Raw genomic sequence first — 25,148 nt, 5'->3', positions numbered from 1 at the left:
TGGTCCCCGGGTTGCCCGCCCTTAAAGGTCGACGGGTGGTGGCGCCTGCGTCGTCCGCGCTTAACCGTCATCGCGAAGGCCGCAGGCCTGTGGCGATCCACAGGCTGAGCACGGCACACCGTTCATCGATAGGAACAGGCATGAGTTTCTGGCAGCAACGCTTCAATGGCCAACTCCCCGAGCTGGTAATGTTCGACCTGGACGGCACTCTGATCGATTCGGTGCCTGATCTGGCCGCCGCAGTTGATGTCATGCTGACCGGGCTTGGCCGGGCTCCGGCCGGAATCGACAAGGTCCGGCACTGGGTAGGTAATGGCGCCCGGGTGCTGGTACGCCGGGCTCTTGCCGATGCCATCGAGCATGACGCGGTCGACGAGGCGCAGGCGCAAGCGGCGCTGGCGCTGTTCCTGACGGCTTATGCTGGCGATCATTCGCGCAGCCAGCTCTACCCCGGGGTACGTCGCTTCCTCGACCACCTGGCCGCTGCCGGTGTGCCGCTGGCGCTGATCACCAACAAACCGAGCCGCTTCCTGCCTGAGTTGCTGGCTGATAAAGGCCTTGGTGGCTATTTCCGTTGGCAGATTGGCGGTGACAGCCTGCCGGTCCAGAAGCCTGATCCGGCCGCCTTGCAGAAGGTCATGGCCGAGGCCGGGGTTGAGCCCGGGCGGGCCTTGTTCGTCGGTGATTCGCGCAGTGACATTCTGGCCGCCCGTGCGGCTGGGGTAGCGGTGGTGGCGGTCAGTTATGGCTACAATCACGGTCGCCCGGTGGCCGAGGAAAACCCTGATCTGCTGGTTGATTCACTCGACACCCTCATATAGTCTTGCCTGGTATCTGAAATATTGCCCGCAGAGATTGATGGATCAGCCGTGTTTGTCAGCAACCGCAAACTGATGAGAGTAATCAAGGCGCTCGCCCGTTGGCGCTGGCGTATCTGATTGTTTTGCCCGCGTAGAGCGCGGGCCCCGTGTTTGCGTGTGACAAAAAACTTGCCCCATGAGGCTGATCATGACCCTAGACGAATTCCTACGCCTGGCCGCCCAGGACTACAATCGCATCCCGCTGGTGCGTGAAGTTCTCGCCGACCTCGATACCCCGCTGTCCACCTACCTGAAACTGGCTGACGCCCCCAACTCCTACCTGCTCGAATCGGTGCAGGGCGGTGAGAAATGGGGGCGCTACTCGATCATCGGCCTGCCGGCCCGTACTGTGTTGCGTGTCCATGGCCACACCGCCTGCGTGCTGGTCGACGGTGTCGAGACCGAGCGCCATGACTGTGCCGACCCGCTGGCCTTTGTCGAGACCTTCAAGGCCCGTTACCGGGTTTCCGACATCCCCGGGCTGCCGCGCTTTAATGGCGGTCTGGTCGGCTACTTCGGTTACGACAGCGTGCGCTATGTCGAGCAGCGCCTGGCTCATTGTCCGCATCCGGACCCACTGGGCACCCCGGACATTCTGCTGATGGTTTCCGATGAGGTTGTGGTGTTCGACAACCTGGCCGGCAAGCTGCACGCCATCGTGCTGGCCGATCCGGCCCAGGCCGACGCCTTCGCCGTGGCCAACGCCCGGCTGGATGAACTGCTGGCCCAGCTGCGGCAACCGCTGGCCCAGCGTCAGGCTCTGCGCCTGGACAACCCCCCAGACCGGGATGATCTGGACTATCGCGCCAGCTTCACCCGTGAAGATTTCGAGCGCGCGGTCGACAGCGTCAAGGAGTACATCCTCGCCGGCGACTGCATGCAGGTGGTGCTGTCGCAGCGCATGAGCATCGACTTCAAGGCCGCGCCGATCGATCTGTACCGCGCCCTGCGCAGCCAGAATCCGACCCCTTACATGTACTTCTTCAACTTTGGTGACTTCCACGTGGTTGGCAGCTCGCCGGAAGTGCTGGTGCGGGTCGAGGACGGCGAAGTGACCGTGCGCCCGATTGCCGGCACCCGCCCGCGCGGCGCCACACCCGAGGCCGACCTGGCGCTGGAGCAGGATCTGCTGGCCGATGCCAAGGAAATTGCCGAACACCTGATGCTGATCGACCTGGGCCGCAATGACGTGGGCCGGGTAGCCAAGGTCGGCCAGGTGCGGGTCACCGAACAGATGGTGATCGAGCGCTATTCCAACGTCATGCACATCGTTTCCAACGTCAAGGGCCAGTTGCTTGACGAGCTCAACGCCATGGATGCGCTGCGTGCCATTCTGCCAGCCGGCACTCTGTCCGGCGCGCCGAAGATCCGCGCGATGGAAATCATCGACGAGCTGGAGCCGGTCAAGCGTGGTGTCTACGGCGGCGCGGTGGGCTACTGGGCCTGGAACGGCAATATGGACACCGCCATTGCCATCCGCACCGCGGTGATCAAGGACGCAGAGCTTCACGTTCAGGCCGGGGCCGGCATCGTTGCCGACTCGGTGCCCGAGCGCGAGTGGGAGGAAACCATAAACAAGCGCCGGGCCATGTTCCGCGCCGTGGCGCTGGCCGAACAGTCGGCCGAGTGAGGGAATAACCATGCTACTGATGATCGATAACTACGATTCCTTCACCTACAACGTGGTGCAGTATCTCGGCGAGCTGGGTGCCGAGGTCAAGGTGGTGCGTAATGACGAACTCACGGTCGAGCAGATCGAGGCCCTGCAGCCCGAGCGTATTGTGATTTCCCCCGGCCCCTGTACGCCGACTGAGGCCGGCGTATCGGTGCCGGTGTTGCAGCATTTCGCCGGCCAGTTGCCGATTCTCGGCATCTGTCTGGGCCACCAGAGTATCGGCCAGGCCTTCGGTGGTGAAGTGGTACGTGCCCGCGAGGTTATGCACGGCAAGACCAGTCCGGTCTATCATGAACATCTCGGGGTGTTCGAGGGCTTGGCCAATCCGCTCACTGTGACCCGCTACCACTCGCTGGTAGTGCGCCGCGAGAGCTTGCCGGCGTGCCTGGAAGTCACCGCCTGGACCCAGCATGCCGACGGTTCGGTGGATGAAATCATGGGCCTGCGCCATCGTCAGTACATGATCGAGGGCGTGCAGTTTCACCCCGAATCGATTCTGACCGAACAGGGCCACGAACTGCTGGCCAACTTCCTCAAGCAACAGGGTGGAGTACGCTGATGGATATCAAGGAGGCGCTCAACCGGGTCGTCAGCAATCTGGATCTGACAACCGAAGAGATGCAGGCGGTGATGCGTGAGATCATGACCGGCCAGTGCACGGATGCGCAGATCGGCGCATTCCTGATGGGCATGCGGATGAAGAGCGAGACCATCGACGAGATCGTCGGTGCGGTGTCGGTGATGCGTGAACTGGCGCGCCGGGTCGAGTTGTCGAGCCTGGACCATGTGGTCGATGTGGTCGGCACCGGTGGCGATGGCGCCAACATTTTCAACGTGTCTTCGGCATCGGTGTTCGTGGTGGCCGCAGCCGGTGGCAAGGTCGCCAAGCACGGCAATCGCGCGGTGTCCGGCAAGAGCGGCAGTGCTGATTTGCTGGAGGCGGCTGGCATCTATCTGGAGCTGAGCCCCGAACAGGTCGCCCGCTGCATTGAAAGTGTCGGCGTCGGTTTCATGTTCGCCCAGGTTCACCACAGCGCCATGCGCCATGCCGCCGGCCCGCGCCGTGAGTTGGGCCTGCGGACCCTGTTCAACATGCTCGGGCCGCTGACCAATCCAGCCGGTGTCCGGCATCAGGTGGTCGGGGTGTTCAGCCATGCGCTGTGCCGGCCGCTGGCCGAAGTGCTCAAGCGCCTGGGCAGCGAGCATGTTCTGGTGGTGCATTCCAAGGATGGGCTCGATGAGTTCAGCCTGGCGGCCCCCAGCTATGTCGCCGAGCTGAAAAATGGCGAGATCAGCGAATACTGGGTGCAGCCAGAGGATGTCGGCCTGCGTAGCCAGAGCCTGATCGGCTTGACCGTCGATTCACCGCAGGCTTCGCTGGCGCTGGTGCGCGATGCGCTGGGCAAACGCGCGACCGAAGCTGGCGAAAAAGCTGCCGATATGATCATTCTCAATGCCGGTGCAGCGCTGTACGCCGCCGACCTGGCCGGCACCCTGAGCGACGGCGTGAAGCTGGCCTCGGATGCATTGTACTCGGGCCTGGCCCGTGAGAAGCTCAATGAGCTGGTGGCCTTTACCGAGGTATTCCGCGAGGAGTCTGAACAATGAGCGTGCCGACCATCCTGCAGAAAATTGTCGAGCGCAAGTACGAGGAAGTGGCCGAGCGGCGAGCTCAGACTTCGCTGGCTGAACTGGAAAAGCTGGCCGCCAGTGCCGATGCCCCGCGCGGATTTGCCAAGGCCCTGATGCGCAAGGCTGAAGCGCGTGAGCCGGCAGTGATCGCCGAGGTCAAGAAGGCTTCGCCGAGCAAGGGAGTGCTGCGTGAAAACTTCAATCCGGCCGAAATTGCCGTGAGTTACGAGAAGGGCGGGGCGACCTGCCTGTCGGTGCTCACCGATATCGACTTTTTCCAGGGCCACGATGACTATCTGCGTCAGGCCCGGGCGGCCTGCAGCCTGCCGGTGATCCGCAAGGACTTTCTGGTCGATCCCTATCAGGTGGTCGAGGCGCGCGCCATGGGGGCTGACTGCGTCCTGCTGATTGCCGCCGTGCTGGAAGATGCGCAGATGGCCGAGCTGGCCCATGTGGCCCATACCCACGGCCTGGATGTGCTGGTTGAGGTGCATGACGGCATTGAGCTGGACCGGGCGTTGCACCTGGATACTCCGCTGATCGGCATCAACAACCGCAATCTGCACACCTTCGAAGTCAGCCTCGATACCACTCTGGAACTGTTGCCGAAGATCCCACCCGAGCGCCTGCTGGTGACCGAAAGCGGTATTCTCAACCGTGCCGATGTCGAGCTGATGCTGGCCCATGACATCTATAGCTTCCTGGTTGGCGAAGCCTTTATGCGTGCCGAGGATCCGGGGGCGGAGCTGAAGCGGCTGTTTTTCTGATTCCTACCGATGTGCGCACGCCCCAGCGGCGGGCGCGCAACCTATCTAGAAAATAGATAGCAGTCAGCAAATTTTTCTGCTTTTTACCCGCTACTCTCGATGTGAGAATGCTTTGCATCACATTGGAGTGGCAGTCATGGCTTTCAGGAATACTCATACCCGTTACGGGCTGGTCACCGTGCTGTTGCACTGGGGCGTGGCCGTAACCGTCATCGGTCTGGCCATCCTCGGCCTGTGGATGACCGACCTCAGCTACTACAGCCCCTACTATCGCAGCGCCCCATTCTGGCACAAGAGCACCGGGATCGCCCTGGCTGCGGTGCTGGTGTTGCGTCTGCTGTGGCGCTGGATCAACCCCAAACCGGCCCATCTGCCCAACCATGCGCGCTGGGAAGTGCGTCTGGCGTCGGCGGTGCATGGTCTGCTGTATATGCTGCTGTTCTTGATCGTCATCAGCGGCTATCTGATTTCCACCGCGCGTGGGCAGGGCATCAGTGTGTTCGGCTGGTTCGAGTTGCCGGCGCTGGTCAGCGGTCTGCCGCGCCAGGAGGATCGGGCCGGTGATCTACACTTCTGGTCTGCCATGCTGTTGCTGGGGCTGGTGGCGCTGCATGCCGTAGGTGCCCTGAAACATCATTTTATCGACCGTGACGATACCTTGCGACGCATGCTTGGCCTGCGCCCTCGGGCTTCACTTGAAAATTCAACCAAGGAGAACTGATATGAAAAAGACCTTCGCTGCCCTGATGCTGGGTTCTGTCATGGGCCTGGCCGGCATGAGCGCCCTGGCTGCTGATTACGTGATCGACAAGGAAGGCCAGCACGCCTTCATCAACTTCAAGATCAGTCATTTGGGTATGAGCTGGCTGTATGGCCGGTTCAACGACTTCGAAGGGACATTCAGTTGGGATGCCGAGCAGCCGGCTGAAAGCCAGGTGCAGGTCACCATCAATACCGCCAGCGTCGATTCCAACCATGCCGAGCGTGACCGCCATCTGCGCAGTGCCGACTTCCTCAACGTCAGCCGGCATCCGCAGGCGACCTTCAAGTCTACGGGCGTGGAAATGACTGGCGACGACAGCGCCAAGGTCAATGGTGAGCTGACCCTCAACGGGGTGACCCGACCGGTTGTACTGGACGCCCGTTTCATGGGCGAGGGTGAAGATCCGTGGGGTGGTTACCGGGCCGGCTTTGAGGCTTACACCACGCTGAAGCTGAAGGACTTTGATATCGCCATGGACCTGGGGCCGACCTCGCAGGAAGTTGAGCTGCTGCTGACTATCGAGGGGATTCGTCAGTAACTGCTAAGCGGCGCAGGCAGTATGCCCGAAAGGCGTGCTGCCTGCGTCGTTGAGTTTTTCGCAACGGTTTGTCCCGAGCGCTCTCGCTGCTTGGGCAAAGCTGTTTCTGATAGCATTGCAAACAATAATTATTCGCAAGAATGTTGTCGTATGCGAATCGTCTGCAATACGCTGCCAAGGAACTCCGATGCTCCCCCATGCTCTTCGTCGTGGCCTGTCTGTGACTGGCCTGTTGCTGGCCACCAGCTTTTCAGCCGCCGCTCTGGCCAATGAAACCGTCACCATCCAGCACAGCAGTGGCGAGACTGAAGTCCCGGTCAACCCGCAAAAAGCCGTGGTCATCGACTGGTCGACCCTGGATACCCTGCAGCAACTGGGCGTAACCGTGCAGGGCACGCCAAGCAACACTGCCCCCGAACTGCTTAAGCAATACCGTGACGGTGATTTCATCCGTGCCGGCAGTCTGTTCGAGCCGGATCTGGAAGTGCTGCAGAGCACTCAGCCGGATCTGATTATTACCGGACGTCGGGCACAGGGGCAGTATGCCGAAGTGGCCAAGTTCGGTCCGACCATCGATGTGACTCCCGATCCCAAGGACCTGCTTGGCAGCCTGGAGCGCAACACCCGACTGCTGGGCCAGATCTATGCCAGGGAAGCTGAAGCCGAGGCGCTGATTTCCAAGCTTGAGGCGTCGGTCCAGGAACTGCGCAAACTGACCGCTGAGCAGGGTAATGGCCTGCTGGTACTGACCACCGGCGGGCGCATGGCAGCCTTCGGCAGTGGCACCCGCTTCGGCATGATCCACGATGTGTTCGGTTTGCCGCAGGCGGTCGATAATCTGCAGGTTGGTCGTCATGGGCACTCGGTATCGTTTGAGTTTCTGCTCGAAGCCAATCCGGACTGGTTGTTCGTCATGGACCGTGATGCTGCCATCGGTCGTGAGGGCGTCGCCGCGGCCCAGTTGATGGACAACGAGTTGGTCAAGGCCACCACTGCCGGGCAGAAAGGCCAGATCGTCTATCTGGATCCGGTTAGCTGGTACCTGCTCGACAACAGTGGTATCGGAGTCATGCAGACCAGTGTCGAAACCCTGATCGAAGCCTTTTCAGCCGCCAACCGTTAAGACCCTGCCTTGATGTCCGGTTCAGAACTAACCCCGCGCGGAGCCTCGGCTCCGCGCGTTACTGTGTGGCTGATCATCCTGCTGGCGCTGGTGGTTGGGCTGGCGCTATGGAGCCTGAACGTCGGTGCCAGTCGGATGAGCCTGCTCAATGTGCTGACCGGCGATCCGGATGACCGGCTGTCGAAAATCCTCTTCGCCAGCCGCCTGCCACGTACCCTGGCCTTGCTGCTGGCCGGTTCGGCGCTGGCGGTAGCCGGGCTGATTCTACAGATGATGGCCCGCAACCGCCTGGTTGAGCCCTCCACGGTCGGCACCATGGAAGCGGCCGCGCTGGGCATGCTGGTGCTGGCCTGGCTGGCGCCGGGGGCCTCATTGCCGCTGCGCTTTGCGCTGGTCAGTGTGTTTGCGCTGGGCGGCACGCTGATCTTTCTGGCCGTACTGCGGCGCATTGCCCTGCGCTCGGCGCTGATCGTACCGCTGGTGGGGCTGGTACTGGCCGGGGTGATTGCCGCCGCCGGGGCGCTGCTGGCTCAACAACTGGATCTGAGCCAGTCACTCCGGGCCTGGAACAGTGGCGATTTTTCCGCCGTGCTGCGCGGTCGTTATGAGCTGTTGTGGCTGGCTGCCGGTCTGACCGTGGTCGCTATGCTGGCCGCTGATCGCTTTACCGTGATCGGCCTAGGCAAGGACTTTGCCACTAACGTCGGGGTCAACTATGGCCGGCTGATGCTGCTTGGCTTGCTGCTGGTGGCGATGATTTCCGCCAGCGTGGTGGTCGTGGTCGGTGCCATTCCCTTTATCGGTCTGGTGGCCCCCAATCTGGTGCGCTGGCTCTGTGGTGATCAGTTGCGCCGTAGCATCCCGCTGGTGGCTTTGCTCGGCGCGGCCTTGATGCTGGCAGCTGATCTGGCCGGAAGGCTGATCATTCATCCGTTCGAGGTCCCGTCGTCCGGCTTGCTGGCCGTGACCGGCTGCCTGGTGTTCTTGGTGATTCTGATTCGGGGGCGCAAGCAATGGGCCTGACCTTGAATCCCGTCTGGCGGCTGAGTCTGCTGGCACTGCTGGCGGCGTTCTGCGCTGTGGGCTTTATGACCCTGCGGGTGCAGACCGACTGGGGCTTTATCCTCGAATACCGTGGCCCGCGCCTGCTGGCCATGTTGCTGGTGGCCTGGGCCATTGGCCTGTCGACCGTGCTGTTCCAGAGCATTACCCAGAACCGCGTGCTGACCCCGGCATTGCTCGGCTTCGACGTGCTGTTCCTGTTGGTGCAGGTAGTGGTACTGCTGATCTGGGGCGCGGCCCAGTGGCAGGGGCTGGCCTTGCCGCTGCGTTTTGGCCTTGAAGTGCTGGCCGTGGTGCTGCTGGCGCTGTTGATTTTTCGTCTGCTGTTCAGCGGCGCGGTACGCAGCCTGCATCTGCTGATCCTGATCGGCATTCTTGCCGGCATCCTGTTCGGCGAGCTGACCGACCTGCTGCTGCGCATCCTCGACCCCGGTGTGCTGGCGATTGATCGCGGCCGCAGCGCTGCCAGTTTCAACCGCATCAACGTCAGTTTGCTAGGGGTGTCGACCGCCTTCGTCGGCGCGGCCAGCCTCTATGTGCTGTGGATATGGCGCAAGCTCGATGTACTGGCGCTGGGGCGGGATATTGCGGTCAATCTGGGGCTGGATTATCAGCGTCTGGTATTGCGGCTGCTGGTGGTAATTGCCGTGCTGGTGGCTGCTGCCACCGCACTGGTCGGTCCCACCCTGTTCTTCGGTCTGCTGGTCGCCAACCTTGCTTATGTGCTGATGGGCACCCAACAGCACCGCTGGACCCTGCCGGCCAGCGTCTGTGTCGGGGTGATCTGTCTGGTCGGCGGTCAGTTGCTGCTGGAACATGTGCTGGCCTCCAGTGTGCCGCTGTCGCGGGTTATCGAGCTGGTGGGTGGCCTGTTGTTTATCGCCCTGTTACTGCGCGGAGTACGCCAATGATTGAAACCCACGAACTCAGCAAGCGCTATGGCGATCAACTGGTGGTCGACAACGTCAGCCTGCAGATTCCCAAGGGCGGTTTTACCGCCATCATCGGCCCCAACGGTGCCGGCAAGTCGACCCTGCTGTCGATGATCAGCCGATTGTTGCCGATGTCCGCCGGACGGGTACTGATCGACCAGTTGGATGTGGTGCGCACCCCCGGTGCTGAGCTGGCGCGCAAGCTGTCGATCCTGCGCCAGCACAACCAGACCACCATGCGCCTGAGTGTGCGCGACCTGGTCGCCTTCGGCCGCTTCCCGCATTCCGGCGGGCGCTTGACCGTCAGCGACCAGCAGCAGATCGACGAAGCCATCGACTACCTGCGCCTGACCCCGTTGCAGCACCAGGCCATCGACGAGCTGTCCGGCGGCCAGCGTCAGCGCGCCTACGTCGCCATGGTCATGTGTCAGGACACCGACTATGTGTTGCTGGATGAACCCTTGAACAACATCGACATGCGCCACGCTGTGGACATGATGCAACTGCTACGCAGCGCTGCCGATGACAAGGGCAAAACCGTGGTGGTGGTGCTGCACGACATCAACTTCGCCTCCTGCTACGCCGATCACATCATTGCTATGCAAGCCGGCAAACTCGCCTGCCAGGGCCGCCCGGATGAGCTGATTCAGGATGCCGTGCTGCGCGACCTGTACCAGATGGATATTCGGGTGCACGAGATCGAGGGGCGCAGGATTTGTACTTATTATCGGTGACGGGGGATAAGGGGCGCGGTTGAGTGGTCGGCTTATGGCCCGGCGTGACCGGGTGGCTGGGCTGTCAGCCGGTGCTTTCAGTTCGATAGGCCTGCGCCTCCAGCAATAACCAATCCCTGAACGCTTGTAGCGTGGCGGACTCGGCTTTGCGTTCGGGGATAGTCAGGTAATAGGCGTTGTCGCTGTCGAAGCTGTGGGCGCAGGGGTTGATCAGTGTGCCGCTGGCCAGCTCGTCCTGGATCAGGAACGGTGGGATCAGGGCAACGCCCATGCCATGCATGGCGGCCTGGGCCAGCATGGAGAACAGTTCCAGGCGGGTGCCGTTGAGGTCGTGTTCAACACGCATGCCGAGCGAGGCGAACCATTGGCGCCAGGCGTAGGGGCGGGTGGTTTGTTGCAGCAGGGGTAGCTGGGCAATCTGTTCGGGTGTCAATGCGGTTGCAGGTGCGATCAATGCCGGACTGCACACCGGCACCGGCGATTCGTGCATGAGAAAGTGCACCTCGGTACCCGACCAGTCGCCGTCGCCAAAGTAGATGGCGGCGTCGAATTCGGTGTCGGCGAACAGAAAGGGCCGGGTGCGGTTGGTCAGGTTGACCGTGACGTGCGGATGTTGCACAAGAAAACCGTTCAGTCGCGGCAGCAGCCATTGCGTGGCGAAGGTCGGTACTGTGGCCAGTTCCAGGGTCGCGGTGCCCTGGTTGCCCATCACCGACAGGGTGTCGCGCTCGACCGCATCGAGCCGGTTGGCGATGCGCCGACTGTAGGTCTGGCCAGTTTCGGTCAGCTTCACTCCGCGCCGGGTGCGGCGGAACAATTGCACGTCGAGAAACTCTTCCAGATTGGCGATCTGCCGGCATACCGCGCTTTGAGTCAGTGACAGTTCCTCGGCGGCCTTGGTGAAGCTTTCATGGCGGGCGGCGGATTCGAAACAGATCAGGGCCTGGGTCGGGGGGATCTTGCGGCGCATGGGGTATCCTTCAGCTTTCTATCGGCGGCTAACATTTTTCGGAGTTCCAATCTAGCACAGGTGTCTGCAAAAAACGCGTTTGCCTGCCGGTGCGCACGGGTCTAGGCTTAATCCACTTGAACAGCGCTCGTTGTGGGTGCGTGATTGCCTAACCGATTGACGGAGTTCCCATGGCCGCTAAAGCACAATTCAACTGGATCGACCCGCTGCTGCTGGATCAGCAACTGACTGAAGAAGAGCGCATGGTGCGTGATTCCGCTGCGCAGTACTGCCAGGACAAGCTGATGCCGCGGGTGCTCAACTCGTTCCGCAATGAAGAGACCGATGTGGCGATCTTCCGCGAAATGGGTGAGCTGGGCCTGCTGGGTGCGACCATTCCCACCGAGTACGGCGGCAGCGGTCTGAACTATGTGTGCTACGGCCTGATCGCCCGTGAAGTGGAGCGGGTCGATTCCGGTTACCGTTCGATGATGAGCGTGCAGTCGTCACTGGTGATGGTGCCGATCAACGAGTTCGGCAGCGAGGAGCAGAAGCGCAAGTACCTGCCCAAGCTGGCCAGCGGTGAGTGGATCGGCTGCTTCGGCTTGACCGAGCCTAACCATGGTTCCGATCCGGGGTCGATGGTCACCCGGGCGCGCAAGGTCGAGGGTGGCTATCGCCTCAAGGGCGCCAAGATGTGGATCACCAACAGTCCGATTGCTGATGTGTTCGTGGTCTGGGCCAAGACCGAAGACGACGTGATTCGCGGCTTCATTCTGGAAAAGGGCTGGGAAGGTCTGAGTGCGCCGGCGATCAAGGGCAAGGTTGGTCTGCGTACCTCGATCACCGGTGAAATCGTGATGGACGATGTGTTCGTTCCGGAAGAGAACCTGCTGCCGCATGTCACCGGTTTGAAAGGGCCCTTCACCTGCCTGAACTCTGCGCGTTACGGTATTTCCTGGGGCGCGCTGGGCGCGGCTGAATTCTGCTGGCACACCGCCCGTCAGTACACTCTGGACCGCACCCAGTTCGGTCGCCCGCTGGCGCAAACCCAGTTGATCCAGAAGAAACTGGCCGACATGCAGACCGAAATCACTTTGGCACTGCAGGGCTGCCTGCGTCTGGGCCGGATGAAGGACGAAGGCACGGCAGCGGTGGAAATCACCTCGATCATGAAGCGCAACTCCTGCGGCAAGTCGCTGGATATCGCCCGTGTAGCTCGCGATATGCTCGGTGGTAACGGCATTTCCGATGAGTACGGGGTGATCCGCCACGTGGTCAACCTGGAAGTGGTCAACACCTACGAAGGGACTCATGACGTCCATGCGCTGATTCTGGGCCGGGCGCAGACGGGCCTTCAGGCGTTTTTCTGAAGCAACCCAGGCTGGCTGTCATTGCGAGGGCCTTTGGCCCGTGGCAATCCATGGGTTTCGGGCGCGGTGCTTGTGCGATGCCCCGCCGTCATTGCGAAGGCCAAAGGCCTGTGGCAATCCATGGGTTGCTCGATACTGAATGGATTGCCGCGTCGGCGGATGGCCGTCCCCTGCTCCTCGCAATAACGTTTACAGGATACGTCCAGCCGGCTGATCTGCCTTGGAGGCAAATATGCCTGGTGCTCTGTCTGGTTTGAAAGTGCTTGATCTGTCCCGTGTGCTGGCCGGCCCCTGGGCCGGGCAGATGCTGGCGGATCTGGGTGCCGATGTGGTCAAGGTCGAACGTCCTGGTTCGGGTGATGATACCCGTGCCTGGGGGCCACCCTATCTCAAGGATGCCGACGGGCGCGATACCTCTGAAGCGGCCTACTTCCTCTGTGCCAACCGCAACAAACGCTCGATCGCCATCGACTTCACCCAGCCCGAAGGCCAGCAGCAGGTGCGTGAACTGGCGGCCCGGGCCGATGTGCTGATCGAGAACTTCAAGGTCGGGGGGCTGGCGGCTTATGGGCTGGACCATGTCAGTCTGCAGGCGCTCAATCCGCGGCTGATCTATTGCTCGGTGACTGGCTTCGGTCAGGATGGGCCTTACTCAAGGCGTGCCGGCTACGACTTCATGATTCAGGGCCTGGGTGGGCTGATGAGCGTGACCGGGCGGGCTGACGGTGAGCAGGGCGCTGGCCCGGTCAAGGTCGGGGTGGCGCTGACCGATGTGTTGACCGGTCTGTATGCCAGCAATGCGATCCTCGCCGCGTTGGCCGAGCGTGAGCGCAGTGGCCTGGGTCAGCATATCGATCTGGCGCTGCTGGATGTGCAGGTTGCCTGCCTGGCCAATCAGGCGCTGAACTATCTGACCACCGGTCAGCCGCCTAGGCGCCTGGGCAATGCGCATCCCAATATCGTGCCATATCAGGATTTTCCTACCGCCGATGGCGATTTTATTCTCACCGTGGGCAACGACGGTCAGTTCCGCAAGTTCTGCGAAGTGGCCGGGCACCCGGAGTGGGCCGATGATCCGCGGTTCGCCAGCAATGCTGCGCGAGTCGCGCACCGGGCCGAACTGATTCCGTTGATTCGGCAGGTTACCGTGTTCCGTACCACCGCCGAGTGGGTGGCGTTGTTGGAGCAGGCCGGGGTGCCCTGTGGGCCGATCAACGATCTGGCGGCGGTGTTTGCCGATCCGCAGGTGCAGGCCCGGCAGTTGAAGATCACGCTGGAACACCCGTTGGCCGGGCAGGTCGATCTGGTGGCCAATCCGATTCGGCTGTCGCGTACTCCGGCTGAGTACCGGGCCGCTCCGCCGTTGCTGGGGCAGCATACGCGTGAGGTGCTGGCTGACTGGCTGGGAGCGTAGGGTGTCCGGGGCTTGATTGTCTTGCTCAAGGCTTGCAGCGGGAGCAGGTGCTCCCGCTTCCCAGGAGGGGGCTGATCCAGCCTCCTCGTGCAGCCAGCCTTAGGCAGAGGGTACCAGCAGTACCGGTTGGCGGCAGGCGCGGGCGATGTTTTCGGCGGTGCTGCCGAGCATCAGTTCGGCAATTGGCGTACTGCCGCGTTTGCCGACGATCACCAGTGCTGCTCGTTCATCCTGAGACAGGTCTGCAATCTCACGGCTGGCGGTACCTTTCAGGCGCCGCGCGGCAACATGCGGGTAGCGCCCGGTCAGGTCGTTGAGCACATGCTGCGCGGCTTCGGCGTCGTCATGCTCATCCGAGTCAACCCACACCGCCAGGCCGTGCCCGCCTTGTTTCATGAAGGCTTCAAAGCAGTTCTGAGCGTTGTGGTTGGCTGTGGAGCCGTCGGTGGCGAACAGAATGGGAGCGTCGGGTTCGACCACGGCGCCGTCACTCGAGAGCATCAATAGCGGCAGGCGGGTCATGCGTGCCAGGTTCATGGCGATATTGCCGAGAAAGAACTCGCGGCCACTGGAATGGCTCTTGTTCAGGGTGATGATGCCATTGGCCTTGAGCTTGCGCGCAGCTTCCAGTACTTCCGAGGCGGCAAAGCCACGCCGCACTTCATAGTCGACGCCGATGCCCAGATCCTTGCTCAACTGGGCAGACAGGGCCTTGAGTCGCGACTCGGCCGAGGCGCCGCTGTCTTCGATATGCGGGCGCTTGTGAGTTTCGACCACGTAGACCAGGGTCAGTCGTTCCAACCCCAGCAGCGGCTTGATGGCCGGCAGGTGATCTAGCGTTTTGTTCCAGTCTGCGGAGTAATCCACGCTGAGGATGCAGTGTGCAAGCATTGCCGTTCTCCTTGTACTGATTGTATTGGGCCTGCCAGCCAGTGTTGCAGTCTGGCCTGGGGCTGCCCATGACCTGGGTCAAACGTCGGGACGGTTGGTCGTTGTAATCAGTTTAGACAACGCTGTGGGTTGTCAGCCTTTCAATGGCTTTTCCCGGCGCTGGGCTCTGGCCCGGCGCTGCTGCTCTTCGCGGCGCTCAGCCAGTACGGTCTGCACGTAACCGATGTGCCGGCTGGCACAGGCGCGTGCGTCGTCCGCACGCCGTTCGATGATTGCCTCGAACAGTTCCTGATGCTGCTGCATCAGCATTTGCCGGGTTTCCGGGCGCAGTTCGTACATGCCGCCAATATTGGTCACCACATTGCGCTTGAGCAGGTCGAACAGGCCGCGAATGGTGTGCAGCAAGATCATGTTGTGGCTGGCTTCGGCAATTGCCAGATGAAAGCGCGCATCGGCGGCGCCTTCCTCGGCGCGGCTGGCCTTGCTGGCAGGGGCGTAACAGCTTTGCAGAGTTTCATAGGCACTGCGCAAATGCTGCTGGTCTACTTCGGTGGCGCGCAGGGCGGCGTAGTAGGCGCAGTCCGCTTCCAGGGTATGACGAAACTCCAGCAGGTCGCGCTGGGCTTCCGGGCGGCCTTCCAGCAGTGCCAGCAAAGGATCGCTGAAGCTGGAGCCGAGCGAGTCGCTGACATAGTTGCCGCCGCCCTGGCGGCTGATCAGCAGACCCTTGGCAACCAGTTTTTGAATGGCTTCACGCAGCGAAGGGCGTGACACGCCGAACTGCTCGGCCAGTACCCGCTCGGCCGGTAGTCGCTGTCCCGACGTCAGTGCGCCTTCCAGAATCATGGCTTCCAGTTGTTCGACGATGGTGTCTGCCAGACGCCGCTGGCGAATCTGTCCAATTTCCATGTTTTAGCTCGATAATTTATTGGTCATACCAATTTTGGAATTATGCCTTGGCGCGCTTCAAGGATAAAGCTGCTGATTACAATGGTTATACCAAAGTCTAAGAGCCGGTAATTGACTGTGGGCCGGTTGCTGCCATACCCTGAACAGCGTTTATTGTAAATTGGTATTACCAATTGGGCAAATCCATTCACAACAATCACTGGAGCCCCCTATGTCATCTGGATTACTTGCCTTGCTGGCCTTCACCCCAATACTGGTGGCCGGTATTCTGCTGATCGGCCTGCGCTGGCCGGCACGTCGTGCCATGCCACTGGTGTATCTGTTGACTGCTGCCATTGGTCTGTTCGCCTGGGACATGAGTCTCAACCGGATTCTGGCTTCCACCCTGCAAGGACTGATCATTACCCTGGGGCTGCTGTGGATCATCTTCGGCGCCATCTTGCTGCTCAATACGCTCAAGCATTCGGGCGGGATCACGGCGATCCGTGCCGGCTTCACTACTATCAGCCCTGACCGGCGGATTCAGGCGATCATTATCGCCTGGCTGTTCGGCTGTTTCATTGAAGGTGCCTCGGGCTTCGGGACACCAGCCGCCATTGCCGCACCGCTGCTGGTGGCCGTCGGCTTCCCGGCGATGGCGGCGGTGCTGATGGGGATGCTGGTGCAGAGCACGCCGGTGTCCTTTGGCGCGGTCGGTACTCCGATTCTGGTTGGCGTAACCACCGGCCTGGACAGCGCCACCATCGGCGCCGAGCTACTGGCTCAGGGCTCAAGCTGGGACGCCTATCTGATGCTGGTGAGCGCCAAAGTGGCGATCATTCATGCGCTGGTCGGTAGCGTAATGCCGGTGATCATGGCGTTGATGCTGACCCGCTTCTTCGGCAAGGAGAAGAGCTGGCGCGCCGGACTTGAGGTGGTGCCTTTCGCCCTGTTCGCCGGTATAGCCTTCACCATTCCCTACATGCTCACCGGGGTGTTTCTCGGGCCGGAATTCCCCTCGCTGCTGGGTGGTCTGGTTGGTCTGGGTATTGTGACCACGGCGGCCCGTTTCGGCTTTCTGGTGCCGAAAACTGTGTGGGATTTCGCCCCGCGTGAAAGCTGGCCGAGTGAGTGGCTGGGCAGTATTGAGATGAAGCTGGAGGAGCTGACCGCCAAGCCGATGAGCAGCTGGCGCGCCTGGTTGCCGTATCTGCTGGTCGGTCTGATCCTGGTGATCAGCCGAGTGTTCCCTGAGGCGACGGCGCTGTTCCGCTCGGTGTCTTTCAGTGCCAGCAACTTGCTGGGTGAGAGCGGCCTCAACGCAGGCATTGAGCCGTTCTACCTGCCCGGCGGTATTCTGGTGCTGGTGGTGTTGGCGACCTTTTTCATCCACCGCATGCGGGTGCGGGAATTGACCGCCGCAGTCAGGGAGTCCAGCGGGGTGTTGCTCAGTGCCGGTTTCGTGTTGCTGTTCACCGTGCCGATGGTGCGTATCCTGATCAACTCCGGGGTCAACGCCGCCGATCTGCCGAGCATGCCGATTGCCATGGCCCGGTTCATGGCCGACAGCGTAGGCGGCATCTATCCGCTGGTGGCGCCGACCATTGGTGCGCTGGGTGCGTTCCTGGCCGGCTCCAACACGGTCTCGAACATGATGTTCAGCCAGTTCCAGTTTGGAGTGGCCACCAACCTGGGGCTGTCCACGGCCCTGATTGTTGCGGTACAGGCCATTGGCGCCGCCGCCGGCAATATGGTGGCAATCCATAATGTCGTGGCGGCCTCGGCCACGGTCGGGCTGCTTGGGCGCGAAGGCCAGACGCTGCGCAAGACCGTCTGGCCAACCTTGTACTATGTGCTGATGACTGGCCTGATTGCGCTGTTCGCCGCCTATGTACTGGGCGTCAGCGACCCGTTGCTGGGCGGTTGATACCCGGCCTGACGACGCCCCGGGGCTGACCGGGGCGCTGTGCGTTTGAAGACACCATGGGAAACCTTCGATGATCATTTCTGCCTCCACCGATTACCGAGCCGCCGCCCAGCGCCGGCTGCCGCCGTTCCTGTTTCATTACATCGACGGTGGTGCCTATGCCGAACACACGCTGGGACGCAATGTTGCCGATCTGGCCGATATCGCCCTGCGTCAGCGGGTGCTCAAGAACATGTCGCAGCTGAGCCTGGAAACCCGGCTGTTCGATGAAACCCTGGCCATGCCAGTGGCGCTGGCACCGGTCGGGCTGACCGGCATGTATGCCCGCCGGGGCGAGGTGCAGGCGGCGCGGGCGGCAGCGGCCAAGGGCATTCCCTTTACCCTGTCGACGGTGTCGGTGTGCCCGATTGAGGAAGTGGTGCCGGCCATCGATCGGCCGATGTGGTTCCAGCTCTATGTGCTCAAGGATCGCGGGTTCATGGAAAACGCCCTGGAGCGGGCCAAGGCCGCTGGGGTGACGACCCTGGTATTTACCGTCGACATGCCGGTGCCGGGCGCCCGTTACCGCGATGCGCATTCCGGCATGAGCGGCCCTAACGCGCCGCTGCGGCGCATGTTGCAGGCGGTGACCCATCCGCGCTGGGCTTGGGATGTTGGCCTGCTGGGCAGGCCGCACGATCTGGGCAACATTTCCGCCTACCGCGGCAACCCGACCGGGCTGGCCGACTATATCGGCTGGCTGGGGGCCAATTTCGATCCGTCAATCAGTTGGAAGGATCTGGAGTGGATTCGCGAATTCTGGGATGGGCCGATGGTGATCAAGGGCATTCTCGATCCTGAGGATGCCCGTGATGCGGTCAGCTTCGGCGCCGACGGTATCGTCGTGTCCAACCACGGCGGCCGTCAGCTCGACGGTGTCTTGTCCAGCGCCCGGGCGCTGCCGGCGATTGCCGATGCGGTCAAGGGCGAGCTGAAAATCCTGGTCGATTCGGGCATTCGTACTGGCCTGGATGTGGTGCGCATGCTGGCGCTGGGCGCCGACTGCGCGATGCTCGGGCGCGCCTTCATTTATGCGCTGGCCGCCGATGGCGAGGCCGGGGTGGCCAATCTGCTGGATCTGATAGAGAAGGAAATGCGCGTGGCCATGGTGCTGACCGGGGCCAAGTCGGTCAGCGAGATCAATGCTGATCTGCTGGTGCGTGAACTGGCCCAGTAACCTTGTCACCCGGAGAACCCATGAGCCTGCCCGCCGACTTTCTCGCTGCTACCCGGCATCTGATCCCCGCCGAGCGGCTGTTCGACGATCCGCTCTCGACCCTGGCGTTCGGTACCGACGCCAGCTTTTACCGGCTGATTCCTCAACTGGTAGTGCGGGTCGAGTCCGAAACTGAGGTGATCGCGTTACTACGTCTGGCGAACAGTCACCAGGTGCCGGTGACCTTCCGCGCCGCAGGCACCAGCCTGTCCGGGCAGGCGATCAGCGATTCAGTACTGATCGTGCTGGGCGATCACTGGAACGGCCGCGAAATCCGTCATGGCGGTGCGCAGATCCGTCTGCAGCCGGGTGTGATCGGTGCGGCGGCGAACGCCGTGCTGGCGCCGCTGGGACGCAAGATCGGTCCGGACCCAGCCTCGATCAACGCAGCCAAGATTGGCGGTATCGTCGCCAACAATTCCAGCGGCATGTGTTGCGGTACCGCACAGAACAGCTACCACACCCTGGCCGGGCTGCGCCTGGTGCTGGCTGATGGTAGCTTGCTGGACACCGAAGACCCGGCCAGTGTTGCTGCCTTTCGGCGCAGTCATGCGCCGCTGCTGGCGCAACTGGACGAGCTGGCGCGCCAGACCCGGGCCAACAGCGAGTTGGCCAGCCGCATTCGCCACAAGTACCGGCTGAAGAACACCACCGGGCTGTCGCTCAATGCGCTGGTCGATTTCACCGACCCATTGGATATTCTCAGCCACCTGATGGTCGGCTCCGAAGGCACTCTGGGGTTTATCAGTGCAGTGACCTACGACACCGTACCCGAGCACCCGCACAAGGCCAGTGCGCTGCTGGTGTTTCCCGATGTCGAGAGCTGCTGCCGGGCGGTGCCGCTGCTCAAACAGCAGCCGGTATCAGCAGTGGAGTTGCTTGATCGCCGCAGTCTGCGCTCGGTCGAGAGCATGCCGGGCATGCCTGAGTGGGTCGGCACGCTATCCGCCGGCGCCTGCGCGCTGCTGATCGAGACCCGGGCCTCGGGCGCTGAGCTGCTGAGCGAGCAGATCGAGCGGATCATGGCCTCGGTGGCGCAGTTCCCGCGTGAAAAACAGGTGGATTTCAGTACCGACCCCAAGGTCTACAACCAGTTGTGGAAAATCCGCAAGGACACCTTCCCGGCCGTGGGGGCGGTGCGCGCTACCGGCACCACGGTGATCATCGAGGACGTGACCTTTCCGGTCGAGGCTCTGGCTGAGGGCGTCAACCGCCTGCTGGCGCTGTTCGACAAGCATGGTTACGCCGAGGCGATCATCTTCGGCCATGCGCTGGAGGGCAACCTGCACTTTGTCTTCACCCAGGGCTTCGATAGCGAGACGGAAAAAGGCCGCTACGAGGCCTTCATGCAGGATGTGGCGCAACTGGTGGCGGTCGAGTTTGCCGGCGCGCTGAAAGCCGAGCACGGCACGGGGCGCAACATGGCGCCGTTTGTCGAACTGGAGTGGGGCCGCGAGGCCTATCAGCTGATGTGGGCGATCAAGCGTCTGCTCGACCCGCAGGGCATTCTCAATCCTGATGTGGTGCTGTCTGACGATCCGCAGATTCACCTGAAAAACCTCAAGTCTTTGCCGGCGGCCAATGCCATCGTCGACAAGTGTATCGAGTGCGGCTTCTGCGAGCCGGTGTGCCCGAGCAACGGCCTGACTCTGACGCCGCGTCAGCGCATTGTCATCTGGCGTGACATTCAGGCGCGTAAGCGTGCCGGCATCGATACCCGCGAGCTGGAAGCGGCGTTTCAGCATCAGGGCATCGACAGTTGCGCGGCTACCGGTCTGTGCGCCCAGCGCTGCCCGGTGGGGATCAATACCGGTGACCTGGTGCGTGAACTGCGCGCCGGGCAGGCCCGGCATCCGGGCCGCGCCGACTGGTTAGCCGGACATTTCGCTACAACGCTTAAGGGCGCGCGTCTGAGCCTGATGCTGGCTGGTATGGCGCAGCGGTTGTTGGGAGCGCCGCGGTTACTCAAGCTCAGCCGTAGTGCGCGACGCTGGTCTGGGGAGCGACTGCCACAGTGGACCCCGGCCATGCCGCAGGCGCTGCGCTGGGTCGAGCCGCCGCCGGTTCGGGCGACGGACAAACCCAAGGTGGTCTATCTGCCGGCCTGCATCTCGCGGGTCATGGGGCCGGCGGCGGGCAGTGACGAGCCTGTGTCGCTGTTCGACAAGACCTGTGCATTACTGGAGAAGGCGGGCTTTGAGGTGATTTTCCCGGCTGGGCTGGATGAGTTGTGCTGCGGTCAGCCGTTCGCCTCCAAGGGGTATCTCGAGCAGGGCGAGCGCAAGCGCGAAGAATTGCTGGCAGCGTTGCTGGCGGCCAGCGAACAGGGTCGTTATCCGATCTATTGCGATACCAGTCCCTGTACCCTGCGGTTGGTGCAGGGCATGCCGGATGCGCGGCTCAACCTGTACGATCCGGTGCGCTTTATTCGCGAGCACCTGCTTGAGCGGCTGGCGTTTGAGCCAATCGACACCCCGGTGGCGGTGCATGTGACCTGCAGCACCCAACACCTGGGCGAGGCCGAGGCGCTGCTGGCAGTTGCCCGGCGCTGCAGCACCCAGGTAGTAGTGCCGGAAGGGATTCATTGCTGCGGCTTTGCCGGCGATAAAGGCTTCAGCCTGCCGGCACTCAACGACCACGCCCTGCGCAGTCTCAAGTCGGCGGTGCAGCACTGCGAGCTGGGGGTGTCGACCAGCCGTACCTGCGAGATCGGGCTGAGCAGCCACAGCGGTATCGATTATCGCGGGCTGGTATATCTGGTTGACCGGGTGACGCGGCCCATTGCCTGAGCCGCGTTGGCGCCGCTATTCTTCCAGCGCCTCGCGGCGGGTAATGCACTGGGCCAGCAGGGCTTCCAGGGCGGTTTGCAACTCGCCCATGAAGGCTTCGCAATCCTCGCCGGTTTCCAGCGCCTCGCCGACCACGGCATCGCAGTTGAACGGGACGATCATCGACCCGCCCTTGGGCAGGGCCTTGCCCAGTCCGTGCAGGGCAATTGGCGTGACCCGGGTGCCGGGATAGCTGCGTGCCAGGTGGTAGATGCCCTTGCGCAGCGGCTGCAACTGCTCCGGGTCGCCGCGGCTACCCTCGGGGAACAGCAGCAGGATCTGGCCGTCGGCCAAGGCCTGCTGGCACTGTTCGAACACCTTGTCCTTGTCGACCTGACCCTGACGATCCAGCGGGATGATGCCGATCAGGTTGAGTGACAGCCAGGTGGTGAAGCGGTTGCGCAGAAAATAGTCGGCGGCCGCCACCGGGCGCAGGCGTGCCAGGGCTGACAGCGGGTACAGCGACATCAGCACCAGGGTGTCCAGGTGGCTGTTGTGGTTGGCGGCCAGGATCGCCGGCCCCTGGGTAGGCAGTTTCTCGCGCTGCATCACGTTGAGGCCGAGCATCAGGTAGACCACCGGGCGCACGATCAGCAGGAAGAACAGGATCTTCGGCAGACGTTGCAGAAAAGGCATGTCGGACTCCTCAGTACGCCGTGTAACGCAGGAAGTGGAAGAACAGCGGCGCGGTATACATCAGGCTGTCGATACGATCGAGAATACCGCCGTGGCCGGGAATCAGACGGCCGGTGTCCTTGATCCGCAGGTCGCGTTTGACCGCCGAGACGGTCAGGTCACCAACGAAACCGGCGACCCCGATCAGCAAGCCGGCGAACAGGCCTTGCCACCACAGCAGCGGGGTGAGCCACGGGGCCAGTAGAGCGCCGAGCAAAGTGGTGGTGGCGATGCCGCCAAGAAAACCTTCCCAGGTCTTGTTCGGGCTGATGCCAGGGACGATCTTGCGGTTGCCGAAGGTCTTGCCCCAGATGTACTGGGCGACATCATTGAACTGGGTCAGGAACACCAGATACAGCACCAGGCCGACACCGCCGCCAGCCGGGTTGTTCTCCGCCGGCAGCATCAGCAGGTAGGCTACGTGACTGATGGCGAACACTGTGGTCATCACCGCCCACTGATACGAGGCCACCGCGCGGATGAAGCCTTTGGTCTCACCCAGCAGCAGCAAGCCGAAGGGGATCATCAGGAACAGGTAGACCGGAATGAAGATGGTGAACATGCCGTACCAGTCGGTGGCGATCCAGTAGTAGTGCACCGGGATCATCAGGTACAGCGCCAGAATCAGCCGACGATCGGTCAGCCGTACCGGCAGGATCGAGAAGAACTCACGCAGGGCGATGAAGCTGAGGATGGTGAAGAAGATCAGCGAGGCGGTGCGGCCAATCATCAGAGCGGTAAACACCACCAGCACCATGATCCACCAGGAGTTGATACGCTGGCGCAATTCCTGGTGCGCGTCGGCGCTCAGGCGGCTGCTCAGCAGCCACTGGCTGAGTGAGGCGATCACCAGCATGGCCAGCACCAGTAGCATGGCGGTGAGGGTGTTGGGTGTCAGTTCGAGCATGAACGGCAAGCCGATATCCATGGCTCAGGCTCCCTGGTTCAGTTGTTGATAGGCGCTTAGCAGCCGGCGCACACAGGTCAGGGCGCTGCCGGCGACCAGCACGATCAGCGCGACCCAGAGGATCTGGCCATTGCCGTCCCAGAGAAACTCCAGCGCCGAGGCCAGGCAGGCCAGGGTCAGCAGGGCCATGCGCTGTTGCTTGGCCATCGGCCCGCGAAAATCAGCCGGCAGGCCCAGCGATACGCCGAGTACCCGGATGTAGGCTGTCATCACCGCCAGCAGTGCGCCAAGCCAGGCCAGCCACATGGCCGAGGGATATTCCGGCAGGGCGAAGCCGCAGGCGACGATTAGCAGTGGATCGGCGATGCGATCAGGCACGTCGTTGAACAGCTCGCCAGCCGGGGTTTGCTTGCCGCCTTCCATTGCCACCATGCCGTCGAACAGGTTACACAGCAGCCGGCACTGGATCATCAACGCCGCCAGCACCAGCCACAGGGACCACAGGCCGCCGCTGCTGTATCCGGCGGCGATCAGCGCGGCGCCACCAGCAGCGGCGAACAGCACGCTGAGCACGGAAATCTGGTTCGGGGTCACCTGGCGTTGGCTGAGCCAGGCGGCGATACGGTTCATGATCCGCTGGTCGCGAATCTTCAGCGGACGGCGATTGGACGCTTCACTCATGGTTGGGCTCGCTGTGGGCGACAGAGTCGCGGGTTTGTTTGGCCAGACGCAGGGTCAGGTACAGGCAGAAGGCCAGGGCCAGACTGCTGGGTGGAATGATGGTGAGCCATAGGTTGGGCGTTTGCCCCAGGCTGTGAATCAGATACAACAGGCTGCTGGTGACGCTGACAATCAGGCAGGGCGGTGCCAGCACCTTGATCAAGGGATGGTGAAATCGGTGGTAAAGGCGAGTGGCCAGGGCCGCCATGATCAAAGTGATCACCGCGCTGGCAGTGCCCTGCAGGGCGCCGGCCAGAACCGCCTGGGCAATGCCGACGCTCTGGTTGGCTAGCACTGCCCAGCCGCCCCAGAGCACGAACGCCAATGCGGCGGCGGGCAGGCGCTGGTCAGCGCTGGCATCCTTGCTGGGCATAAATCGTCATCCTTTGACTGCGGTGGGTTTTCAGAACTCGGGAGTATATAGCCTGTGCTCTCGGCTGTGCACTGCCTTGATCGGCTCGGGGTGTGATCGACTGCCCGATCCCGTTCATGGCTTTTGCTGGGGCGGTCGCGGAGGGCTATAGTCACAACTCCATAACCTTCTTCTCAAAACGCCGCGGCTCCTGGGCTTGTTGGCTTGAGAGTGCTGACCTGATTACAGGAGGTAATCCGTGCGTGTACTGATCCTTGCAACCTCGCTGCTGACGCTGAGTCTTGTCCAGGCCCATGCCCAGACCTTGTCGCCTTTGCCGGAACCCGGTCTGTGGCGCAGTGAGGCTACTACCCTGGTCAATGGCCAGGATGTTATCGCGGCCATGCGCGAGGCCCAGAAGCAAATGCTTAGCAGCCTGCCGGAAGAGTATCGGCTGGCGATGGAAGAAATGATGGGCGGTACCGACGATCTGGCGGTGGAGATGCAATGCATCACCGCTGAGGATGCCTCCAGCCTGATCGATCCGGCCTCGCTGATGGCGGAGATGCGCGAGGAAATGCCCAACTGCAATATGCAGATCAGTCAGGATGGGGCTTCCCGGTTGCGCTTTACCGGGCACTGCGAGCCGGGTGCCGATGATGGTTTTGTGGGCGACGTCCAAGGTGAACTGTTGATGGTCAGCAACCGGGAGATGCGTTCCAGTTTCACCGGCAAGGGGCGGCTCAATATCGACACTGATGATATTCCGCCAGGCATGGAAGGGCTGGAGAGCGGCCCGCTGGATATCCGTCAGACCGAGGTATCGGTATGGGTTGGCAGTGACTGCGGCGAGTTGGCGGAGATGTGAGTGCCAGCGATGGAC

The 25,148-nt window shown here is 62.1% G+C and carries 23 protein-coding genes and 1 pseudogene; 17 read left to right on the top strand and 7 right to left on the bottom strand.

Annotated features, from left to right (window positions below):
- The first annotated feature begins 140 nt into the window (after positions 1–140).
- From C2846_RS04500 to C2846_RS04450, 11 genes and pseudogenes are all read left to right on the top strand, one after another.
- Positions 141–938 (top strand): annotated as a pseudogene (locus tag C2846_RS04500) (phosphoglycolate phosphatase).
- Between the two features lie 70 nt (positions 939–1,008).
- Complete coding sequence (gene trpE / locus C2846_RS04495) at positions 1,009–2,490, top strand: anthranilate synthase component I (protein ID WP_119700785.1); 1,482 nt, start codon at positions 1,009–1,011, stop codon at positions 2,488–2,490.
- 10 nt (positions 2,491–2,500) lie between these two features.
- Positions 2,501–3,094 carry an aminodeoxychorismate/anthranilate synthase component II gene (locus C2846_RS04490; RefSeq protein WP_080049361.1) on the top strand — a complete coding sequence of 198 codons (594 nt, stop codon included), beginning with the start codon at positions 2,501–2,503 and terminating at the stop codon, positions 3,092–3,094.
- Entirely contained in the window at positions 3,094–4,143 is a 1,050-nt protein-coding gene (gene trpD, locus C2846_RS04485) for an anthranilate phosphoribosyltransferase (RefSeq protein ID WP_119700784.1), read from the top strand. The genes C2846_RS04490 and trpD overlap by 1 nt, the downstream gene beginning before the upstream one ends.
- Entirely contained in the window at positions 4,140–4,934 is a 795-nt protein-coding gene (gene trpC / locus C2846_RS04480; RefSeq protein WP_080049363.1) for an indole-3-glycerol phosphate synthase TrpC, read from the top strand. The genes trpD and trpC overlap by 4 nt, the downstream gene beginning before the upstream one ends.
- 136 nt (positions 4,935–5,070) lie before the next feature.
- Positions 5,071–5,655 carry a cytochrome b gene (locus tag C2846_RS04475; protein WP_119700783.1) on the top strand — a complete coding sequence of 195 codons (585 nt, stop codon included), beginning with the start codon at positions 5,071–5,073 and terminating at the stop codon, positions 5,653–5,655.
- 1 nt (position 5,656) lies between these two features.
- Entirely contained in the window at positions 5,657–6,235 is a 579-nt protein-coding gene (locus C2846_RS04470; RefSeq protein WP_095624778.1) for a YceI family protein, read from the top strand.
- Between the two features lie 187 nt (positions 6,236–6,422).
- On the top strand, positions 6,423–7,358 hold the full coding sequence (locus tag C2846_RS04465) for a siderophore ABC transporter substrate-binding protein (protein ID WP_080049366.1): 936 nt from the start codon (positions 6,423–6,425) through the stop codon (positions 7,356–7,358).
- Between the two features lie 12 nt (positions 7,359–7,370).
- Positions 7,371–8,381 carry an iron chelate uptake ABC transporter family permease subunit gene (locus C2846_RS04460; protein WP_119700782.1) on the top strand — a complete coding sequence of 337 codons (1,011 nt, stop codon included), beginning with the start codon at positions 7,371–7,373 and terminating at the stop codon, positions 8,379–8,381.
- The gene (locus tag C2846_RS04455; protein ID WP_119700781.1) at positions 8,372–9,331 is read left to right on the top strand and encodes an iron chelate uptake ABC transporter family permease subunit; all 960 of its coding nucleotides are present in this window, start codon (positions 8,372–8,374) and stop codon (positions 9,329–9,331) included. Before C2846_RS04460 ends, C2846_RS04455 begins: the two co-directional genes overlap by 10 nt.
- Positions 9,328–10,086: an iron ABC transporter ATP-binding protein gene (locus tag C2846_RS04450; protein WP_119700780.1), complete on the top strand. Its 759-nt coding sequence runs from the start codon at positions 9,328–9,330 to the stop codon at positions 10,084–10,086. Before C2846_RS04455 ends, C2846_RS04450 begins: the two co-directional genes overlap by 4 nt.
- Before the next feature lie 64 nt (positions 10,087–10,150).
- On the opposite strand, the gene C2846_RS04445 is transcribed toward C2846_RS04450, so the two are convergent.
- Positions 10,151–11,056, bottom strand: coding sequence for a LysR family transcriptional regulator (locus C2846_RS04445; RefSeq protein WP_080049370.1), 906 nt, complete (start codon positions 11,054–11,056; stop codon positions 10,151–10,153).
- Positions 11,057–11,226: 170 nt separating this feature from the next.
- On the opposite strand from C2846_RS04445, the gene C2846_RS04440 reads away from it, so the two are divergent.
- Together C2846_RS04440 and C2846_RS04435 are read left to right on the top strand one after the other, a co-directional pair.
- Positions 11,227–12,408, top strand: a complete 1,182-nt coding sequence (locus C2846_RS04440) for an acyl-CoA dehydrogenase (RefSeq protein ID WP_080049371.1) — start codon at positions 11,227–11,229, stop codon at positions 12,406–12,408.
- Positions 12,409–12,640: 232 nt separating this feature from the next.
- Positions 12,641–13,822, top strand: a complete 1,182-nt coding sequence (locus tag C2846_RS04435; protein ID WP_119700779.1) for a CaiB/BaiF CoA transferase family protein — start codon at positions 12,641–12,643, stop codon at positions 13,820–13,822.
- 99 nt (positions 13,823–13,921) lie between these two features.
- Here the strand turns inward: C2846_RS04435 and C2846_RS04430 are convergent, their stop codons facing one another.
- Both C2846_RS04430 and C2846_RS04425 read right to left on the bottom strand, forming a co-directional pair.
- On the bottom strand, positions 13,922–14,713 hold the full coding sequence (locus tag C2846_RS04430) for a universal stress protein (protein ID WP_080049373.1): 792 nt from the start codon (positions 14,711–14,713) through the stop codon (positions 13,922–13,924).
- A 132-nt stretch (positions 14,714–14,845) separates the two neighbouring features.
- Positions 14,846–15,622 (bottom strand): FCD domain-containing protein, encoded by a 777-nt coding sequence (locus C2846_RS04425; RefSeq protein WP_119700778.1) that lies wholly within the window; start codon positions 15,620–15,622, stop codon positions 14,846–14,848.
- 211 nt (positions 15,623–15,833) lie between these two features.
- On the opposite strand from C2846_RS04425, the gene C2846_RS04420 reads away from it, so the two are divergent.
- The 3 genes from C2846_RS04420 to C2846_RS04410 all read left to right on the top strand — a co-directional run bounded on the left by C2846_RS04420 (position 15,834) and on the right by C2846_RS04410 (position 21,572).
- Entirely contained in the window at positions 15,834–17,528 is a 1,695-nt protein-coding gene (locus C2846_RS04420; RefSeq protein WP_080049375.1) for an L-lactate permease, read from the top strand.
- 70 nt (positions 17,529–17,598) lie between these two features.
- Complete coding sequence (gene lldD, locus C2846_RS04415) at positions 17,599–18,744, top strand: FMN-dependent L-lactate dehydrogenase LldD (RefSeq protein ID WP_119700777.1); 1,146 nt, start codon at positions 17,599–17,601, stop codon at positions 18,742–18,744.
- Between the two features lie 20 nt (positions 18,745–18,764).
- Positions 18,765–21,572: an FAD-binding and (Fe-S)-binding domain-containing protein gene (locus tag C2846_RS04410; protein WP_119700776.1), complete on the top strand. Its 2,808-nt coding sequence runs from the start codon at positions 18,765–18,767 to the stop codon at positions 21,570–21,572.
- Positions 21,573–21,587: 15 nt separating this feature from the next.
- Here the strand turns inward: C2846_RS04410 and C2846_RS04405 are convergent, their stop codons facing one another.
- From C2846_RS04405 to C2846_RS04390, 4 genes are read right to left on the bottom strand one after another with little or no spacing between them, the layout of a single operon-like run.
- On the bottom strand, positions 21,588–22,247 hold the full coding sequence (locus C2846_RS04405) for a lysophospholipid acyltransferase family protein (protein ID WP_080049378.1): 660 nt from the start codon (positions 22,245–22,247) through the stop codon (positions 21,588–21,590).
- A gap of 10 nt (positions 22,248–22,257) precedes the next feature.
- Positions 22,258–23,214, bottom strand: a complete 957-nt coding sequence (locus C2846_RS04400; RefSeq protein WP_205890096.1) for a phosphatidate cytidylyltransferase — start codon at positions 23,212–23,214, stop codon at positions 22,258–22,260.
- Positions 23,215–23,217: 3 nt separating this feature from the next.
- A complete protein-coding gene (locus C2846_RS04395) occupies positions 23,218–23,874 on the bottom strand; it encodes a CDP-alcohol phosphatidyltransferase family protein (protein ID WP_080049379.1) in 657 nt (218 codons plus the stop codon).
- The gene (locus C2846_RS04390; protein ID WP_119700775.1) at positions 23,867–24,286 is read right to left on the bottom strand and encodes a hypothetical protein; all 420 of its coding nucleotides are present in this window, start codon (positions 24,284–24,286) and stop codon (positions 23,867–23,869) included. The genes C2846_RS04395 and C2846_RS04390 overlap by 8 nt, the downstream gene beginning before the upstream one ends.
- Positions 24,287–24,524: 238 nt before the next feature.
- On the opposite strand from C2846_RS04390, the gene C2846_RS04385 reads away from it, so the two are divergent.
- Entirely contained in the window at positions 24,525–25,133 is a 609-nt protein-coding gene (locus C2846_RS04385; protein WP_080049381.1) for a DUF3617 family protein, read from the top strand.
- The last annotated feature ends 15 nt before the right edge of the window (positions 25,134–25,148 follow it).

The sequence above is a fragment of the Pseudomonas jilinensis genome (assembly GCF_003586265.1).
In the GTDB taxonomy this organism is placed as follows: Bacteria; Pseudomonadota; Gammaproteobacteria; order Pseudomonadales; family Pseudomonadaceae; genus Halopseudomonas; species Halopseudomonas phragmitis.
This window is presented reverse-complemented; position numbering and strand designations above follow the sequence as displayed.

What these genes read in the sequence shown, in the direction of transcription:
- trpE (WP_119700785.1), top strand. Translation starts at nt 1,009, where the DNA reads ATGACCCTAGACGAATTCCTACGCCTGGCCGCCCAGGACTACAATCGC.
- C2846_RS04490 (WP_080049361.1), top strand. Translation starts at nt 2,501, where the DNA reads ATGCTACTGATGATCGATAACTACGATTCCTTCACCTACAACGTGGTG.
- trpD (WP_119700784.1), top strand. Translation starts at nt 3,094, where the DNA reads ATGGATATCAAGGAGGCGCTCAACCGGGTCGTCAGCAATCTGGATCTG.
- trpC (WP_080049363.1), top strand. Translation starts at nt 4,140, where the DNA reads ATGAGCGTGCCGACCATCCTGCAGAAAATTGTCGAGCGCAAGTACGAG.
- C2846_RS04475 (WP_119700783.1), top strand. Translation starts at nt 5,071, where the DNA reads ATGGCTTTCAGGAATACTCATACCCGTTACGGGCTGGTCACCGTGCTG.
- C2846_RS04470 (WP_095624778.1), top strand. Translation starts at nt 5,657, where the DNA reads ATGAAAAAGACCTTCGCTGCCCTGATGCTGGGTTCTGTCATGGGCCTG.
- C2846_RS04465 (WP_080049366.1), top strand. Translation starts at nt 6,423, where the DNA reads ATGCTCCCCCATGCTCTTCGTCGTGGCCTGTCTGTGACTGGCCTGTTG.
- C2846_RS04460 (WP_119700782.1), top strand. Translation starts at nt 7,371, where the DNA reads ATGTCCGGTTCAGAACTAACCCCGCGCGGAGCCTCGGCTCCGCGCGTT.
- C2846_RS04455 (WP_119700781.1), top strand. Translation starts at nt 8,372, where the DNA reads ATGGGCCTGACCTTGAATCCCGTCTGGCGGCTGAGTCTGCTGGCACTG.
- C2846_RS04450 (WP_119700780.1), top strand. Translation starts at nt 9,328, where the DNA reads ATGATTGAAACCCACGAACTCAGCAAGCGCTATGGCGATCAACTGGTG.
- C2846_RS04445 (WP_080049370.1), bottom strand. Translation starts at nt 11,056, where the DNA reads ATGCGCCGCAAGATCCCCCCGACCCAGGCCCTGATCTGTTTCGAATCC.
- C2846_RS04440 (WP_080049371.1), top strand. Translation starts at nt 11,227, where the DNA reads ATGGCCGCTAAAGCACAATTCAACTGGATCGACCCGCTGCTGCTGGAT.
- C2846_RS04435 (WP_119700779.1), top strand. Translation starts at nt 12,641, where the DNA reads ATGCCTGGTGCTCTGTCTGGTTTGAAAGTGCTTGATCTGTCCCGTGTG.
- C2846_RS04430 (WP_080049373.1), bottom strand. Translation starts at nt 14,713, where the DNA reads ATGCTTGCACACTGCATCCTCAGCGTGGATTACTCCGCAGACTGGAAC.
- C2846_RS04425 (WP_119700778.1), bottom strand. Translation starts at nt 15,622, where the DNA reads ATGGAAATTGGACAGATTCGCCAGCGGCGTCTGGCAGACACCATCGTC.
- C2846_RS04420 (WP_080049375.1), top strand. Translation starts at nt 15,834, where the DNA reads ATGTCATCTGGATTACTTGCCTTGCTGGCCTTCACCCCAATACTGGTG.
- lldD (WP_119700777.1), top strand. Translation starts at nt 17,599, where the DNA reads ATGATCATTTCTGCCTCCACCGATTACCGAGCCGCCGCCCAGCGCCGG.
- C2846_RS04410 (WP_119700776.1), top strand. Translation starts at nt 18,765, where the DNA reads ATGAGCCTGCCCGCCGACTTTCTCGCTGCTACCCGGCATCTGATCCCC.
- C2846_RS04405 (WP_080049378.1), bottom strand. Translation starts at nt 22,247, where the DNA reads ATGCCTTTTCTGCAACGTCTGCCGAAGATCCTGTTCTTCCTGCTGATC.
- C2846_RS04400 (WP_205890096.1), bottom strand. Translation starts at nt 23,214, where the DNA reads ATGGATATCGGCTTGCCGTTCATGCTCGAACTGACACCCAACACCCTC.
- C2846_RS04395 (WP_080049379.1), bottom strand. Translation starts at nt 23,874, where the DNA reads ATGAGTGAAGCGTCCAATCGCCGTCCGCTGAAGATTCGCGACCAGCGG.
- C2846_RS04390 (WP_119700775.1), bottom strand. Translation starts at nt 24,286, where the DNA reads ATGCCCAGCAAGGATGCCAGCGCTGACCAGCGCCTGCCCGCCGCCGCA.